The organism is Nonomuraea sp. NPDC004580, assembly GCF_040609855.1.
Lineage (GTDB): Bacteria > Actinomycetota > Actinomycetes > Streptosporangiales > Streptosporangiaceae > Nonomuraea > Nonomuraea salmonea.
The window spans coordinates 54,147-69,585 of the sequence record NZ_JBEXLH010000004.1; the positions used below are offsets into that span (position 1 = coordinate 54,147).

General features: G+C 71.2%; 18 protein-coding genes and 1 pseudogene. 7 read left to right on the top strand and 12 right to left on the bottom strand.

From position 1 onward, the window contains the following. The first annotated feature begins 59 nt into the window (after positions 1–59). Positions 60–194, top strand: coding sequence for a hypothetical protein (locus ABZW11_RS07340; protein WP_355413652.1), 135 nt, complete (start codon positions 60–62; stop codon positions 192–194). Here the strand turns inward: ABZW11_RS07340 and ABZW11_RS07345 are convergent. Continuing rightward, positions 187–1,152, bottom strand: coding sequence for a hypothetical protein (locus ABZW11_RS07345; protein ID WP_355413654.1), 966 nt, complete (start codon positions 1,150–1,152; stop codon positions 187–189). The genes ABZW11_RS07340 and ABZW11_RS07345 overlap by 8 nt on opposite strands. Before the next feature lie 338 nt (positions 1,153–1,490). Then, positions 1,491–2,135 (bottom strand): TetR/AcrR family transcriptional regulator, encoded by a 645-nt coding sequence (locus tag ABZW11_RS07350; RefSeq protein WP_355413656.1) that lies wholly within the window; start codon positions 2,133–2,135, stop codon positions 1,491–1,493. Between the two features lie 89 nt (positions 2,136–2,224). Between ABZW11_RS07350 and ABZW11_RS07355 the strand changes: the two genes are divergently transcribed. After that, entirely contained in the window at positions 2,225–2,590 is a 366-nt protein-coding gene (locus tag ABZW11_RS07355; protein WP_355413658.1) for an SgcJ/EcaC family oxidoreductase, read from the top strand. A gap of 68 nt (positions 2,591–2,658) precedes the next feature. Beyond that, the gene (locus tag ABZW11_RS07360; RefSeq protein WP_355413660.1) at positions 2,659–3,060 is read left to right on the top strand and encodes a hypothetical protein; all 402 of its coding nucleotides are present in this window, start codon (positions 2,659–2,661) and stop codon (positions 3,058–3,060) included. Here the strand turns inward: ABZW11_RS07360 and ABZW11_RS07365 are convergent. Next, positions 3,017–3,967 carry an AraC family transcriptional regulator gene (locus tag ABZW11_RS07365; RefSeq protein WP_355413662.1) on the bottom strand — a complete coding sequence of 317 codons (951 nt, stop codon included), beginning with the start codon at positions 3,965–3,967 and terminating at the stop codon, positions 3,017–3,019. The genes ABZW11_RS07360 and ABZW11_RS07365 overlap by 44 nt on opposite strands. Positions 3,968–4,060: 93 nt before the next feature. On the opposite strand from ABZW11_RS07365, the gene ABZW11_RS07370 reads away from it, so the two are divergent. Continuing rightward, positions 4,061–4,966, top strand: coding sequence for an MBL fold metallo-hydrolase (locus tag ABZW11_RS07370; RefSeq protein WP_355413664.1), 906 nt, complete (start codon positions 4,061–4,063; stop codon positions 4,964–4,966). Positions 4,967–5,114: 148 nt separating this feature from the next. Continuing rightward, entirely contained in the window at positions 5,115–5,576 is a 462-nt protein-coding gene (locus tag ABZW11_RS07375) for a hypothetical protein (protein WP_355413666.1), read from the top strand. Here ABZW11_RS07375 and ABZW11_RS07380 read toward each other — a convergent pair. The 6 genes from ABZW11_RS07380 to ABZW11_RS07405 all read right to left on the bottom strand — a co-directional run bounded on the left by ABZW11_RS07380 (position 5,561) and on the right by ABZW11_RS07405 (position 9,686). Continuing rightward, complete coding sequence (locus ABZW11_RS07380) at positions 5,561–5,920, bottom strand: hypothetical protein (RefSeq protein ID WP_355413668.1); 360 nt, start codon at positions 5,918–5,920, stop codon at positions 5,561–5,563. The genes ABZW11_RS07375 and ABZW11_RS07380 overlap by 16 nt on opposite strands. A gap of 115 nt (positions 5,921–6,035) precedes the next feature. Then, a complete protein-coding gene (locus ABZW11_RS07385; protein WP_355413670.1) occupies positions 6,036–6,620 on the bottom strand; it encodes a hypothetical protein in 585 nt (194 codons plus the stop codon). Next, positions 6,602–6,988 (bottom strand): sigma factor, encoded by a 387-nt coding sequence (locus tag ABZW11_RS07390; RefSeq protein WP_355413672.1) that lies wholly within the window; start codon positions 6,986–6,988, stop codon positions 6,602–6,604. The genes ABZW11_RS07385 and ABZW11_RS07390 overlap by 19 nt, the downstream gene beginning before the upstream one ends. Positions 6,989–7,173: 185 nt before the next feature. Next, entirely contained in the window at positions 7,174–8,013 is an 840-nt protein-coding gene (locus ABZW11_RS07395) for an alpha/beta fold hydrolase (RefSeq protein ID WP_355413674.1), read from the bottom strand. Continuing rightward, complete coding sequence (locus tag ABZW11_RS07400; protein WP_355413676.1) at positions 8,010–9,017, bottom strand: HEAT repeat domain-containing protein; 1,008 nt, start codon at positions 9,015–9,017, stop codon at positions 8,010–8,012. Before ABZW11_RS07400 ends, ABZW11_RS07395 begins: the two co-directional genes overlap by 4 nt. A 6-nt stretch (positions 9,018–9,023) precedes the next feature. Beyond that, positions 9,024–9,686 (bottom strand): HEAT repeat domain-containing protein, encoded by a 663-nt coding sequence (locus ABZW11_RS07405; protein ID WP_355414052.1) that lies wholly within the window; start codon positions 9,684–9,686, stop codon positions 9,024–9,026. 316 nt (positions 9,687–10,002) lie between these two features. Between ABZW11_RS07405 and ABZW11_RS07410 the strand changes: the two genes are divergently transcribed. Then, positions 10,003–11,148 (top strand): hypothetical protein, encoded by a 1,146-nt coding sequence (locus ABZW11_RS07410; RefSeq protein WP_355413678.1) that lies wholly within the window; start codon positions 10,003–10,005, stop codon positions 11,146–11,148. Positions 11,149–11,208: 60 nt separating this feature from the next. Here ABZW11_RS07410 and ABZW11_RS07415 read toward each other — a convergent pair. The 3 genes and pseudogenes from ABZW11_RS07415 to ABZW11_RS07425 form a co-directional block, all read right to left on the bottom strand. Further along, positions 11,209–11,451, bottom strand: a pseudogene (locus ABZW11_RS07415) (transposase family protein); the annotation flags it as partial. 107 nt (positions 11,452–11,558) lie between these two features. Continuing rightward, positions 11,559–13,109, bottom strand: a complete 1,551-nt coding sequence (locus tag ABZW11_RS07420) for a hypothetical protein (protein ID WP_355414054.1) — start codon at positions 13,107–13,109, stop codon at positions 11,559–11,561. Then, positions 13,058–14,395, bottom strand: a complete 1,338-nt coding sequence (locus ABZW11_RS07425) for an erythromycin esterase family protein (RefSeq protein WP_355413680.1) — start codon at positions 14,393–14,395, stop codon at positions 13,058–13,060. The genes ABZW11_RS07420 and ABZW11_RS07425 overlap by 52 nt, the downstream gene beginning before the upstream one ends. 60 nt (positions 14,396–14,455) lie before the next feature. Between ABZW11_RS07425 and ABZW11_RS07430 the strand changes: the two genes are divergently transcribed. Beyond that, on the top strand, positions 14,456–15,007 hold the full coding sequence (locus ABZW11_RS07430; protein ID WP_355413682.1) for a helix-turn-helix domain-containing protein: 552 nt from the start codon (positions 14,456–14,458) through the stop codon (positions 15,005–15,007). Positions 15,008–15,439 lie beyond the last annotated feature (432 nt).

Genomic DNA, 15,439 nt, shown 5'->3' on the forward strand with positions numbered 1-15,439 from the left:
CCCCGCTCATCGCAACGAGAAGACCCTTGAATCGGCCGAGCACCTGCTGACCCGGCGTCGTGTTCACCACCAGCGCGCTGTCCAGGACCGGCATCGGCAACGTGGCCGGGACCGCGCTCGTCGCCACCGCCAACCACCTGACGCTCGGCTGGCACTCCTCGGTCGCCTCGCAGGTGGCGAGCCGGCTCAACTGAGGCGGCGGCCGCCCGCTGCGACGACCGCCCAGCCGGCCGCCGCCGTGGCGGCCACGAGCAGGGCCAGCGCGCCCAGCGTCTGGCCGTCGGGGTGGATCAGCGGCTGACCGCGTACGGCCTGCCAGGTCACCAGGACGATCAGCCCCGCGTACGCCGCAGCGGCCACGAGCGTCAGGCCCACCCGGGTCCGCTCGGCACGCAGCCGGGCGACCCGGCCGGCCAGCAGCCCGAGCACCAGCGCCACGACCAGCATGACCTGCAGCCCGTGCAGGCCGACGAAGTGCGGGATGCGCAGGTCGCCGCCGACCGTGCTCCAGCCGGTGAGCGGCAGCCCGGGACCGCCGTCAGGGACGCCCACGTTGTGCTGGGAGGCCAGGGGGATCGCGTGGCCGGCCGCGTCGATGGCCGTCCACACCTCGGCGGACCTCGCCGGGATCCAGAACCCGAGGCCGATCCCGGCGATCACGAAGGCCATGCCCGCGCGGATCGCCCAGGTCAGCGTCCGGTCGCCGACCCGCTGGAAGATCAGCAGCCCGGCGAGGACGAAGTTCGCCAGCATGAGCAGTTGCACGCCGATGCCGAAGATCAGCATGATGCCGTCGGTGAACGGGTCGTCCGCCTGGTTGAAGTGGCTGAACGTGCCGCGCGCCGCCTGCACCACGACGACGCCGACGTCCACCATGCCGGTGATGGCCAGCAGCGTCGCCATCCACCAGGTCCAGCGGCCCGCCTTGTGCGGCAGGCTCAGCATCCAGGCCAGGGTGAGGCCGTACACGATGAACGACACGGCGAACTTGAGGGGTTTCGCCCAGACGGACGCGCCGAGCAGGACGCGGTCGTCGGTCACCATGCCGACGGCCGAGACGACCAGCAGCAGCGTCATGGAGGCGACCATCAGCAGGAGCGGGCGGTGCAGGCGCCGGACGGCGGGACGGACGGGTTCGAGTACCTCGGGCATCGGCCTGCCCTTTCGAAGCGGGAGCCGCAGGGGGGAAGGAACAGCCCCAACGGTAGGAACCGGGGTGGTCGCGCCCCAGCCCGGCGACCCCCCGACCGCAGGACGGCCAGCCCTTCCCCTAGAGGTAGGGCCAGCCGTACCAGCCGCGTGACCGGCCGGCCGGCGCCGCCGGTCACGCCGCTGATGCGGGGGCCTGGTAGTCGCCGTGCTCCAGGTCGTCGAGCAGGGCCGGGTGGACGGGGCACCAGCCGCACCGCGATCGCCCGCACCCCTCGCGCGGCGAAGTCGAGGCACGCCCGCTCGCCGGCGATGCGGAAGGAGGCGAGCCCGCTGGCCGGCTACTCCGCCACCGACCAGCGGCCGGTGAACAGCTCATCGCCCGGAGGTGACCCGGGCAGCGGGTCGTGCCCTGGCCGCAGGCCGTCGAGCGCGATCGCGATCAGCCGCCGCCTGGCCTCGGCGGCGGCGGGCAGCAGGTCGTCCCTGCCCTGCTTGCGCAGCTGATCGACCACGGGGGAGCGGCCGAGCTGCTCGATGAGCAGGGAGACGTCGATCGCGGTCACGTCGGCGCGCAGGTCGCCGGACGCGTGCGCGCGGCGTACCAGCTCGTCGAGCAGCTCGTCGCCGCGACGGGACTTCGCGCTCATCTCCTCGGTCACCTCGATGGTGCCGGCGATGGGCGCGAGCGAGCCCTGCCCGAACTCGATGCAGCTGCGGACGAACCCCGTCAAACCCGCCCACGGGTCGGGATCGGCCAGGCCCTGCTCGGCCGCCTCGTTCCAGTGCTCGAGGGAAAGCAGGCTGAGCCGCTGGAACAGCTCCTCCTTCGTCTGGTAGCGGCGGTAGAGGCTGCCGACGCCGACGCCCGCCCTGGCCGCGATGGCGGCGACGGACGCGTGGGCGCCGTCCTCCGCCAGCACGTCGCGGGCGGCCTGCAGCAATGCGCGGTCGTTGCGTTCCGCACGGTCTCTTCGCGTGCTCATCGTCACGGATCCTAGCAGTTGCGGAGCGATTCGCTCCGCAGTAACGTGCAGAGCGGAGCGAATCGCTCCGCTAAGTGAGAAGGAGCATCATGAACGCCGACATCGAGGCCATCGAGCGGGTCGTCCGCGACGCCGAGGAGCTGCAGAACGACGTGGCCGGGTTCACGGGGCTGCTGACCGAGGAGGTGGCGCTGGTCAACTTCACCGGCATCCGGCTGCGCGGGCGTGACCAGGTCAAGGCGGTGATGTCCAAGGCGCTGAACACGCCGCTGAAGGACGTGCTGACCGAGAACGAGCTGCTCGGCGTGACGTTCCTGCGGCCCGACGTGGCGCTGGCCCACCTGGTCAAGCACGTCAACGACGGCCGTCAGGGGGCGCTGACGTTCGCGCTGGTCAAGGAGGACGGCGACTGGCGGATCGCGCTGGCTCAGACCACGCCGATGGTCGCGGTCTGAGCGCGTCAGGCCTCCGTGGCGGTGGCCGCCCGGTGGGCCTCGAGCGTCGGGCACGGCACGCACACCTGGTGGTCGCACCGCCGGAGGTGGTGTGCAGGCTGCGCCCGTCGCTGCCGTGGCTGCGCAGGATGGTCTCCAGGATGCCGGACAGTTGCTCGCGCTGGGTCTCGCTGAGCGGGGCGAGCAGCGCGGCGAGCGCCTCCTGCCGGGCGGTGGCCGAGTGGGCGGAGCTCCAGCGCGCCCAGGAAGCGATCTTCGCCCAGCTGCAAGGCCGTTCCGAGGTGGCCACGATGACGGTCCACGCCGATGAGGAGACCGGCCAGGTCAAGGTCACCCTTCAGCCGAAGAAGCGGCCGGACGACGCCCAGGCGTTCAAGCGTGACCTGCGGCTCCCGCAGCCGGACAACCCGCGCGTCACGGTCGAGGTCACGCTCTCCGATCGACCGGTCGGCGGCCGGACGCCGCAGTAGGCGCCGGGGAGGCGCCCGACCGCACGATCTCCCGATACCGCCCCGGCGTGGTGCCGAACTCCCGCTCGAAGGCGTGCGAGAGCGCGTACGGGCTGCCGTAGCCGACGCGCTCGGCGATGGCCGCCAGCGTGTCCTTGGTGTCGCGCAGCAGCGAGGCCGCCCTGATCACCCGCCACCAGGTGAGGTAGCCCATCGGCGGCCGCCCGACCAGGGCGGTGAACCGGCGCGCCAGCGTGGGACGGGAGACGCCCGCCTCGGCGGCCAGGCGGTCGATGGTCCAGGGCGCGGCCGGCTGCGCGTGCATCGCCCGCAGCGCGGCGGCCGTCACCGGGTCGCCCAATGCGCTGGGCCAGGCGCCGCTGGTGGTCTGGGTCATCCAGGCCCGGATCATGTAGACGAGGAGCAGGTCGAGCAGGTTCGGCAGCGCGATGGAGGAGCCGGGCCGCACCTCGTCCAGCTCGCCGGCGAGCAGGTCGATCGCGGCGCGCAGCTCCAGGTGGGTGCCCACGCGGCTGGGCAGGTGGACGACGTCGGGCAGCTCGGTCATCAGCGGGTGCATGCGGCTGCAGTCGAGCCGGTATCTGCCGCAGAGCAGCTCCGTCGCGCCGTGCCGGCGCGGCTCCGGCGTGGCGAGCCACCGCTCGAACGACCGCGCCTTCTCCGGGTCGCCGGGGGAGTCGGCGATCACGTGGCCGGTGCCGTGGGGCAGCAGCACCGCGTCGCCCACGTTGAGGAACGCGATGGTGCCGCCGTCGGTGCGGAGCCAGCAGCTGCCCTTGAGGACGACGTGGAAGCCCGCGCCGTCGTACGGGTCCAGCCGCGCGCACCAGCTCCCGTCCATTCCCACCCGATCGAAGCGCGGGTGCCCGAGATGAACGGCGGAGATCGCGTCACTGACCACGTCCATTCATCCACAATATCTCGCGTGATACGCATTCGTATCTTCTTGAGCCGAACGAGCATTGAGCAGATCACCCGCCGCTTCCTAGGGTCGTTGACCATGACGAACGCGAACACACGGCGCATCATCCTGGGCGACGTCGAGGTCATCCGGGTCCTCGAGTGGCACGCGCCCTTCCTGCCCGCCTCCGAGTTCTTCGCGGGCGCCGACGACGAGGTGTGGAAGGACAACGCGGACTGGCTGGCGCCCGACCACTGGGAGCCCGGCACCGGCCGCATGGTGAGCGCCCTGCAGAGCTGGGTGCTGCGCAGCGGCGGGCGTACCGTGCTGGTCGACACCGGCGTGGGTCACGACCGCGAGCGGCCCGGCATGGGACCGTTCCACCGGGCCAGGAGCGCGTTCCTCGCCCTCCTTGAGCGGGCCGGGGTCCGGCCGCAGGACGTGGACGTCGTGGTCAACACCCACCTGCACGTCGACCACGTCGGCTGGAACACCGTGGACGCGGACGGGCAGTGGGCACCGGCCTTTCCCAACGCCCAGTACCTCCTCCCGGCCGCCGACGACTTCCACTACGGGCCGGACAACGCGTACGGCGGGGGCGTGCAGGAGGTGGACCGCCTGATCTACGAGGACAGCGTCGCGCCCATCCACCGGGCAGGACAGGCCGTGCTGTGGGACGGGCACCACCGCATCGACGACCACCTCACCCTGGAGTCCGCGCCCGGCCACACCCCCGGCTCGTCGGTGCTGCGGCTGGCCTCGGGCGGCGACCGGGCGGTCTTCGCCGGCGACCTGCTGCACAGCCCGGTCCAGCTCATCGACCCCTGCCTCAACAGCAACGCCTGCCTGAACCACGCACAAGCCGAGGCCAGCCGCCACCGCATCCTCGCCCGGGCCGCCGACGAACGCGAACTCCTCATCCCCGCCCACTTCGGCGGCCCGGGCGCCCTGGAGGTCCGGCGCGACGGCGCCGCCTTCACCCTCGGCCCCTGGGCGACCACCTGAGGCACCGGCATGGGGCGGACTCCTCACCGCCGGCACCCGTCAAAGGTAGGGCGTTCCCTACCGCAAGTCGGGGGACGGCGGGCATGATCCAGGCCGGTCACCTCGTGAAGACTTCAGGAGCTACCACACGCACCTTGAGGAGGCCGCCATGACCGTCACCGAGATCCGCACCACCCCCGCCACACCTCCGCCCGTCCTCCGCACCGCCGCCACGCTGTGGCTGGCGGCGGTGGCGTTCGGCGCTTTCGAGGCCGCGCTCATGGCCGTCACGATGCTGTACGACGGCGTCCAGGTGACCGAATTGCTGCCGGGCATGGGGTTCCGGGTCGCCGTGTTCGCGGGGGCGACGTTCCTGGCGCTGCGGTTGCGGCGCGGCGCGAACTGGGCGCGCTGGGCCCTCGCCGTCACCCTCGGCGTGTTCGGCACGATCTCGCTGGTCAAGGAGCCGATCGAGTACCTGCTTGCGGGCGGCTCGATCGTCGAAGCCGTGGCCGGTCTTGACGCGGTGGGCTGGGTCTTCGCCGCGAGCCGTGTCCTGCACGTGCTGTCCGTGTTCGGGGCGCTGACCCTGATGTTCCAGCCCCGGGCCAACGCCTACTTCAAGGCTTGAGCCGGTCTCGACCAGGTGAGGGCGGCGGCCAGGCAGGCGACGGGGATGACGGGCAGCACGTACCGGTGGTCGAAGTCCAGAACCGCGACCGGGCCGATCAGCAGGCCGAGGGACACGGCCCACGGCAGCAGCGCCGCGCCCGGCCGCCGGATCGCGGCAAGCGCTCCCAGCAGCAGGATCGCGGCCAGGAACGGGCCGCGCAGGTAGGCGACGTACTGGTAGGCGATGAGGACGTCCGCGTACGGCGAGACCGACGTCAGGCCCCGGATGTCCGGGTCGTACTCCCGCTTGACCTTGTCGATCAGCGGCTGGGCGGGCAGCGTCACGCGAGTGTCGGCGAGCACGGTGAATCCGATCGTGTGGGGGCATGCCGAGGAGAACGCACGGCGGCCGGAGAGCCGTGCGATGGGGAGGGGAGTCAGCGGCCGGCCGTACGGGAATCGTGCGGCCGGGGAGGGGTCAGCAGCCGGCCGGCAGCGGGCGCTCGTCGCCGGGCTCGTCGCCGACGAGCAGGAGGGCCTGGCCGTCGGCGCTCATGACGCCGTCCAGCACGTACCAGTCGTCCGGAGGCGTGAAGCTGCGCTGCCGGGCGTGGGCGGTGTACGACGGGGTGACGCCCCGCTCGCGCAGCAGGGCCGTGACCTCGGCGACGGTCCGGTTGGCGTAGTCCACGCAGTGCAGGGGCTCGCCGGGCATGGCGATCCCGGTCGGCATCGCGTACCGCTCCCCGGGGTCGGCCGGGCGGCCGAGGATGACGCGCGCGCTCTTGTCGAAGCCGACCGGCACCTTGATGCCGACGGGGCAACCGCTGGGCCGCTCGCACGGCCCGGGACCGTCGATGGGCTTGATCGGCCCCTCAGCGGGCACCGGCTCGCCCGACCGCAGCCGGTCCATGTCGTTGATCACGAACAGCTGTCCGGCCTGGGTCGGAGACGTGGCCGCCAGCCTGAGCGTGATGTTGATCCCCCTGGCCCGCAGCTCCCGCTCGTACACCTCGGGCTCGGCCGCCAGGTCCTTGACCGTGATCACGTAGTGGTCGTCCACCAGCTTGATGTCCAGCGCGGCCGACGCGGGCGCCTGCGCGACGCCTCCCGCACGCCGCGCAGCTCGTCACCGGGCCGCGCGGACTCCGCCGCCCATAAGGCGAGCTGCTGCCCGAGCCGCTCGACCAGGTCGCTCCGGCGCGACTCGGCCCGGCGGCCGTTGGCCAGCACCCGGCGAGCCACCCCGAACAACCACAGGCGCGCGTCCCGCCCTTCGGGAACGTCGTTGAAGCGCCGCCAGGCGGTGGCGAACGTCTCGGCGAGCGCGTCGGCGGCGTCCTCGGAGGACTCGGTACGCCGCCGTACGTAGGCGAGGATGTCGGCGTAATGAGCAACGTAGATCACCTCGAAGCGCTGCTTACGGTCCACGTCGCCTGCCTTCTTCCGTACGAGTCCGACACCCGGTACTTGTCCGGACCCGCCCGATGGTTTCACCCCGATCGTGCGAGTATCGCCCGATGCTGAGCTGCTGGTCGACGCACGCCTGTCCGTCGGGCCGGCGATCCGCACCGGTCATCTGCGGAGCCCGAGGGGGAGATCCCCTCGGGCGACTCTCAGGCCCGGAGGAATGCGGCGATCGGCTCGGCCTGGCCGAAGACAGCGTGACCCATCTCGGGCAGCAGATGCACGGTCGCATGCGAGATGCACGCACGCACGCGCCGTGCGGTCTGGTGGGAGTCGAACATCACGTCACGGCCGCCGACGATGACGAGGACGTGCATGGTGAGAGCGCGCAACGCCTCGTCGGGGAAGACCGGAAGCCTCTCCCTGCGCGGGTTGAAGTGCGTGAACGTCAGGACGACGGTGTCGAGCGCCTGCCGGTCCCTGTCCCTGTCCAGTCCTGCGACCGCCATCGCCGACTCGCGCAGCCCGCCGCGCCGGAACAGGCGGGTCAGCAGGGCCTTGAACATCCAGCCGACCTTTTGTCGTCCGACGCCGCCTGGGCACATCAACGCCAGGCGGGTCACCCGTTCTGGACGGCGGATGGCGTAGTCCAGGGCCATCCATCCGCCGAGGGACGTGCCGACGAACGCGGCGTCGGTGATCCCGAGCCCTTCCAGCACGTCGTCCAGCCAGTGTGCCACGGCGTCGGAGTCCAGGGCGGGGCGCGAGGGCGCGCTCAGACCCGGCTCGCCGACGAGGTCGACGGCGTAGGTACGGAAGGTCTGGGACCAGGTGGCGACGTCTCCTCGCCACATCGACACGTTCGCGCCCGAACCGTGCAGTAACACCAGGGGCGGCGCGTCGTGCGGGCCGGAGACGAGGACGAAGGTCTCGCCCTGACGGGTCGGCACCCGTAGCTGCTCGGCGGGAACCGGCCAGGCCTCCAGCGCCTGCCGGTAGTGCTCGAGGATCTCGCGTCCACCGGCTTCGGACTTGTAGATTATGGTCATGGCGCCTGCTTTCGTATACCGAGGATGTATGCCGCAGTCAGCGCCACGGCACGGTCTTCGTCATGTGACAGAACCGCGAGGGCCCGTGACGCTGTGGTTCCAGGGATGTCCGCGAGCGCCTGTGTCAGCCGTCGGCGTGCCGGCGATTCGACGGTGTCGTGGGCGAGGCGATCGACGAGCATGGAAGCGATCCGATCCGCCGACGCGGGACGATTCGCCAGCGCGCTCAGGGCATCGGCCGCATCGACGTCATTCGTCCCCTCGACAACCATGTCGATGAGCGTCGGAACGGCTTCGGCTGCGCCACGGGCCCCCAGTGCGAGAGCCGCGTACCTGCGGACCAGGATGTCGGGGCTCGTGAGGGCCTCCTGCAGCAGCGCGGTCGCCATACCGTCCGAAATCTCGGCGATGGACTGGACGGCACGTTCGCGCACCTCGGCCACCGGTGAGCCGAGACCCTCCGCAAGTAGCGCCAACCCGTCGTCGCCCGATTGCGCCAGCGCCCATCGAAGGGCTCCGGCGACGTTCGGGTCCGTCTCGCTCAGCACTGCCTCGACCAGCGCTTCCACCGGCACCTGACCCTCTTCGACGCAGGACAGGGCCGCGCGCTGGCGCCGGCCGGCGCTCTTCGACCCCAGCGCCTGCAGGAGCGCGACGACCTGGAGGACGTCCTCCCAGTCCGCGGGTTCGGCAGCGCCGATCCGGCGCAGTCGCGTGAGCAGTTGCGTCTCAGCCGCGATGCGTTCTCGCGTCTGACGGATGAGGTCGTCGACGAGCTCTGCGGGCCTGAAGTCAGGATCAACCAGTGCGCGCCCGACTTCACGCAGCGACAGCCCCAACGACCGCAGGCTCTCGATATGAAAGATCCGCCGGATGTCCTCGCTGGAGTACTCGCGATAGCCGCCATCGCTGCGACCCGTCGGCCGCACCAGGCCGAGTGAGTCGTAATGCCGGAGCATGCGGGCGCTGACCCCGGACCGCCGTGCCACATCACCGATCAACACGGCCCGTCACTCCCCCTCGCCGGTCCCGCCGAGGGCCACCACATGATCGGCCTCCTCGATCGCGAACGCCACCCCGGCATCCGGGTCGCGCAACAGCTTCTCCGTGGCGAACGCGTGCGTGCGTACCCGTGGGTCGGGATCCGTCATCGCGGCGCGCAGCGTTGGCACGATCACCTCACCGAGCGCGACCAGCGCCCTGCTGAGGCTCAGCCGCATCTCACGCCCGCCGCGCGCGAGCTGCGTCGACAACACCGCGGCCAACTCGGGCACTTCACCGTCGGGCACGAGCACGACCGCCGCCCGCCAAGCGCTCCGCGCCACTTCATCGTCGGCGTCGCGCAGCAGCGCCCGTGTGATCGCCGGCCACGCACGCCGATCCCCGATCTTGGACAGCGTGTGCAACGCCTGGCTTCGTGCCTGCGCATGCTCGGAGCGAACTTCTTCGACAAGCGCCGGGACCGTCATTGACGCCGGGTGGCGCGTGAGCGCCCACGTCAGCATGTCACGCACAGAGAAATCGGGCTCGATCGCGCAGCGTTCGATGAGTTTGTCGATGAACCGCGGGTCAGGGCTCGTGCCGAGCGCCAGCGCCGCCCGCAGCCGCACTGACGAGTCGCCGGCCTTCAGTCCCTGCAAAGCTGGGAACGCATCCGTGTCCTGTTTCGGCATGGCCATCGGGACCACCTCCTTGGCACCAGTGAAGACCTTGTCACGGTGTCAAGGTCAAACGAGGCCACGCCGCGAGGTCGCCAGGCACCCGCTGGCGGCTGGACATCGTCGCGAGCAACGCGCTGTGCAGAGCCGTGTACGCGCCCATGTTCGCCGGCGCCACGACCGCCGACCGGGCCGTGCGCGTCGCGCTGACGGCCGCGCGCGGCGGCGCCCTGGACTAAATCGAGAACGAGGCTCATCTCCGCGTGAACCGGGGACCCATCGTACGATTTCGAGCACGCGCATCACCCCGTGACGCCGGCCGGAGGCGACGATGGTGTACGAGAGCTCCCGCGACGCCCGCTCCGATGTGGGGCGACCGGTGCCGCTCACCCCCGCCCGGCCCCTGCCCGCGCGCACCTACTTCCAGCGCCGGTTACGGCAGCCCTGGGTCGCCGCCCGGCTCCGCACCGAGGTCGCGGGGCTGATGCGACACACCGAGGCGCTGCGCCAGGCCGCCACCGGCCCGCCGGACACCCTGGTCGTCTCGCTGCGCAACGCCAGGAGCGCGGTCGAAGGGCTGCGCACCGAGCTGGCCGTCTGGGGTCTGACCGAGCGCGACGAACGCTCGGCCGGCACCGACATGCTGCTGCGCTACGACGTCGTGGAAGAGCTCGCCCGCCACGGCATTACCTTCGACCCCGGCCTCACGGACCGCCTCGCCCGGCTGCGGCGCCGGCTCATCGAGCCGCGGGCGGGCGGCCGCCCCGATCCCGCCGAGCAGGCCGGCGGTCCCGGCGGCGAGCTGGAGAGGCTGCTGGACGACGCCGTCACGGCGATCGACGACCTGCTGGAGACCCAGGACGTCGACGACGACAGGTGGATCGACCGGGCACGCACGATCCTGACCACGATCTGGGAACTGATCGTGACGCTGATCGTCGGCATCATCGCCGTCGCGTTCACCGTCCTCGCCGTGGACGAGCCCCTGGCGAAGGAGATGACCAAGAAGGTCATCGAGATCCTGACGGCCGCCGCGAGCCTCCACTTCGTCCACTCCGCCCGCGACAAACTCCGCGGTCCCGACATCGCCGCCGTCCTGGACGCGGCCGACCGGGGCGTACGCGACACGGCCGGCCGCCTGACCGCCATCATGCGCCGCCTCGGCCCGCGCCGCCCGCTCTCCACCCGCGAAACCCAGCAGGTCCGTAACCTGGCGGCCTGCCTGACCGGCCACGTCTGGACCGCAGAACGCCTGATCGAACTCGCCGACTGCGCCGACTGGCCGGCCGCCGCGGAGTACGTCCAGGCGTGCACCCGCCTGCGCGACCTGTGCGACACCGCCGCAGAATCGGACCCCGGGTCCTGGTTCGCCCGCCGCCGCGTGAGCCGCACCCTGGTCCCTTCCCTGGCCGAGGCAGTACGCGAACACACCGCTTTCTCCCTCCCCGACCACCTTCCTCTGAAGACACCCTCTTGATCCTTTCTGCCGGGACGAACAGCGCGTCGTCGTACGCGGGCAGGAGGCCTGGTCACAGCACCAGCGCCGCTTACGCCACCGCATCGCGCACCGCCGGCCCGCCACGGGCAGGTCCCGCGGCCGGGTGGTCACCCATCCCTTCACCCGCACCGCAGCCACCCCGCACTCCGGGCAGCACCTGGCCCGCTCATCGGTGGTGGCCAGGTGCACCACCGGCCCGTCTTCTATCCCGTTACCTGCGGCGACGACTTTCGTGACGGCCAGACCGTCCAGACCGAGCAACCGCGTCGTATCGTTGACCATGCTCGTGGCTTCTCTGACGTGATCTGCTTGCTTCGACAACAAGAAGAATCACCGAGAGCCACGAGCCCTTTCAAGCTCCCCGCGCCACGTGAGACCTCAAACCCCGCTCAACTTCGAAGAGCCGCCATCAGCCGCCCGCCAGGGCTGAACGCGACGCCGTTGACGTCACCGGCGTGCCCGCCGAGCACCGCCGCCGCGCGTGGCCTGCGCGGGTCGGCGACGTCCCACAGCCGGACGGTGTCGTCCCAGCCGGCGCTGGCGAGGGTGCGGCCGTCCGGGCTCGCCGCGACCGCGTTGACGACGTCGGTGTGCCCGGTCAGCGTCGCCGGCCGGCGCGGCTGGTGCGGGTCGGCGACGTCCCAGAGCCGGACCGTGCGGTCCCGGCCCGAGGTGGCCAGCAGCCTGCCGCCTGGGACGTAGGCCACGGAGGTGACATTGGCCTCGTGCCCGGTCAGCCGGGTGGCGTGCGGGCCTGGCAGGGCGCTGAGCAGGCCGCCGCGCGTGCCGGTGGTCGGGGCCAGGCGGAAGGCCGCCAGGCTGAGCTGGGCGGCCAGGGCGGGGTCGCGGCCTCGCAGCCCGGCGGCCTGCTCGGCGACCTGCTCGGCGATGGCGACGTTGCGCTGGCGGGTGGCCGCGCGCTGCTCCCGTACGGCCAGCGCGGTCGTGCAGAGCGCCAGCACCAGGAGGACCGCCATCGCCGCGACCGACTGGCGGGCCCGCCTGCTGCGCCGCCTGCTCGCGGCCACGCTGGCCTCCAGGAAACCGCGCTCCACCGCGTTGAGCCGCGCGGCGCGATGCTCGACCATGCGGCGGGCCAGCGCGAGCCGGGTGCCCCCGTACAGGGCGTCCTTGTCGCGGCCGAGCCGTTCCCACGCGGTGGCGGCCTCGGTCAGCTGCCGATGGACGCGCAGGGCCTCGCGGTCCTCGTCCAGCCAGCGGCGCAGCCGTGGCCAGGCGGAGATGACGGCCTCGTGGGCGACTTCGACGGCGTCGTCCTGCATGACGATCAGCCGGGCCCTGGCGAGCTCGTCGAGCAGGCGCTCCACGTCGGCGCCGTGCCCCCATCCGTGCAGCTCGGCCAGGGACATGCGGCGGCGGGTGTCCTCGGTGTCGTCGCCCAGCGCGGTCATGCGGACGAACAGGTCGCGCAGGAGCAGCTGGCCGGCCGGGTCGCTGCGGACGTAGACCTCCTCCGCGGTCTGGGCGATCGCGCCGCGCAGGCCGCCGACGGCGCGGTAGTCGGCCAGGCGCAGGGTCGTCCCCGTCCTGCGGTGCCAGGTCTGCCGCAGGCAGTGCGCCAGCATGGGCAGGGCTCCCGGCTGGTCGGCGGCCTCGGCGAGCAGGGTGGCGACCAGGTCGCCGTCCGGCTTGACCCCCGTGAGCCCGGCGGGCCGGGTGATCATGTCGTGGAGGTCCGCCGGGCTCGGCGGCCCCAGCGGGATCTGTGTCCCCTCCCGCAGCGCGGTGACCAGTTGCGGGTGGCGCGAGCAGTGCGGGTAGAAGTCGGCCCGTACGGTGATCAGGACGCGGACGTCGCCCGCGAGGCCGGCGACGGTGTTCAGGGCGGCGATGGCGTGGAGGATGCGGTCGAGTCCGTTGCTGACCCCTATTGGGGCTTGTAGTGGGAGAACGTCTCCCGTACCTCCTGGGGGGAGCAGGCCAGTGCGGTCTCATCGGGGTCGGCGCCGGTGACGTGTGGTAGGTGGACGACGATGTCGTACGCGTCTAGCGCGTTCACCGGCGCGTAGAACGCGCCGAGACCAGCGCGTTGCACGGGAGCGCTCCGGACGGCGTCGGCGTCGGCGCGCGACAGCCGCCGTAGGTCGGTGGCGAAGGGGCCGTCGTGGCTGGCGTGCATGAGGGCGTCGAGGCTGCCGGGCTCGGGGGCGGGCATCGGCGCGAAGAGGGTGCCGGCCATGAACGCGGCGGCGTCGGAGTTGAGCATGTGTCCAGTTCCCGAGGTGGTGCCTATGACCAGGTAGTCCTCGCCCAGCCGGTCTGCCAGGTGCATGCCCATCGGGGTCACTGGGTTCATGCCTGGGAGTCCGGCGGGCCCGCGCTGGATGTGGGCGTTGTGGGCGGCCAGGACGATCCGGTCATGCCTGCGCAGAATCCCTTCGACCGTGTCGGCGATCTCGGCGTCGCGGTTGTAGAGCACGCTTTGATGGTCACCGCCGGTCATGCCGCGGATGACGGAGTCCAGGGTGAACGCGTGGCGCATGGAGCGCAGCGCGCGCTCGTATGCCTCGGCGGTGGTGCGCCTGACGTACTCCAGACGCCGGCCCCTCATGCGCGCGGTGAGGCCGGCGAGGCCCGCTGTCAGCGCGTTCTTGGTCTCAGGCGGAAGCTGCGCGTAGGCGGCCATGGTCGCGGGCGCGACGAACGGGGACGTCGCGGAGAAGGCCGAGGCTGTCTCCCGGATGGCCGGGTCGGCTTCGAAGCCGGGATCGGCCCGCGCGAGGAAGGCGAGCACGGCGTCCAAGGCGGGGATCAGGGAGGCGTTTTGGCCCCCCAGGTCAATGCCGTAGAAGCCGACTGGGCGTTCGGCGGAGGCGTTGTGCCTGCGCATCCACTCCAGGTGGCTCCCCATCTGCCGCCACAGGCCCATCAGCGAGGTCAGACCGCCCGCCATGACCTCACCGAGCCGATCGTCGTTGCCGCTGCGGACCCAGGCGTCAGCCCGCCATCCCTCCGTGTAACCGGTCTCCATCGCGTAGGCGCCGAAACCGTGCCGTTCGGCCAGGTAGCGCAGGAGGCGGTGGCGCAGATCGTAGGACTCGCGGTTGTAGTGCGCGCTCTCGCCGATCGCCACCACCCGCGCGTTCCCGATCGTCTCGTCCAGCCATTCCAGGTCGTCCGGTGCGGTGGCCGGATCGAGCGTGCGCAGGGGGATCACCGCTGCGTCGCTGAGCCGGGCCGGCGGTGTGGTCGTGTGCGTGGTCATCGACACCCTCTCCATCTGTACCAATTTTGGGAATAGTACCATTTATGGGAGAATTGGCTTGTGGATACGCTTGAGCTGATCTTGCATCCGGTCCGGCTGCGCATCATGTGGGCGCTGTCGGGTGGGCGCACCCGGACCACGTCCGACCTGTGCGAGAGCCTGCCCGATGTGCCTAAGACCACCCTGTACCGGCACGTCGGCATGCTCGCCGACGCCGGGCTGCTGGAAGTCGCCAGTGAGCAGCGGGTGCGCGGGATGATCGAGCGCAACTACCGCCTCCGGCGCGACGCCCTTCACATCGATCCCGACACGGCCCAGGCCATGTCGAACGAGGACCACCGTCACGGGTTCGCGGTGGCCATGGCGGCGCTGCTCGCCGAGTTCAACGCCTATCTCGATCGGCCGGGAGCCGATCCGGCCGCGGATCGGGTGGGGTATCGGCAGGGGATGTTGTGGCTCAGCCCGGAGGAGATGGAGGAGGTGGCGGGTGAGTTGCTGGAGGTGTTCAGAGCCCGGGCGGGGAACGGGCCCGCACCGAGGCGTCGACCGCATGTGATCAGCGCGATCTTCTTTCCGACTGAACAGCGGAACCAGGACGACGGGGGCTTGTGAAGCCAGACGATCGGGCCTCGCTGGCCGATTCGTCCCTGGAGGCTGACCTCCGGTGAGCGCCGCTGTTGCGTTTCCCCTCATCGCCGGCCGGCGCAAGCTGCACGTCCATCCCCGGGCTCAGCGCCGGCCACCCGCAATCGAACGTTTGGCGATACGAGCCAGACCGGAAGTTGATTCGGCAGCTCAGGGTTCCTTTGGCGGCTGGTGTCACGGTGGTTGACGGCACCCCGGCAACCAGGAGACGCCCGCAGGCGCCCTTGGTTGTCGGGTCCCTGGCGGGTGAGCGCTGCGTGGTCGCGCTCCGAAGGCCGCCTTTCCGGTAAGTGACATTCCGTGACGGTGAATGGGAATTGGGGATTATAACCGGCATCGGGCTTCCTTTAAAAGGGTGATATGGGGTTTACATAAAGGCTTTCCGTTCGTAATATCCAC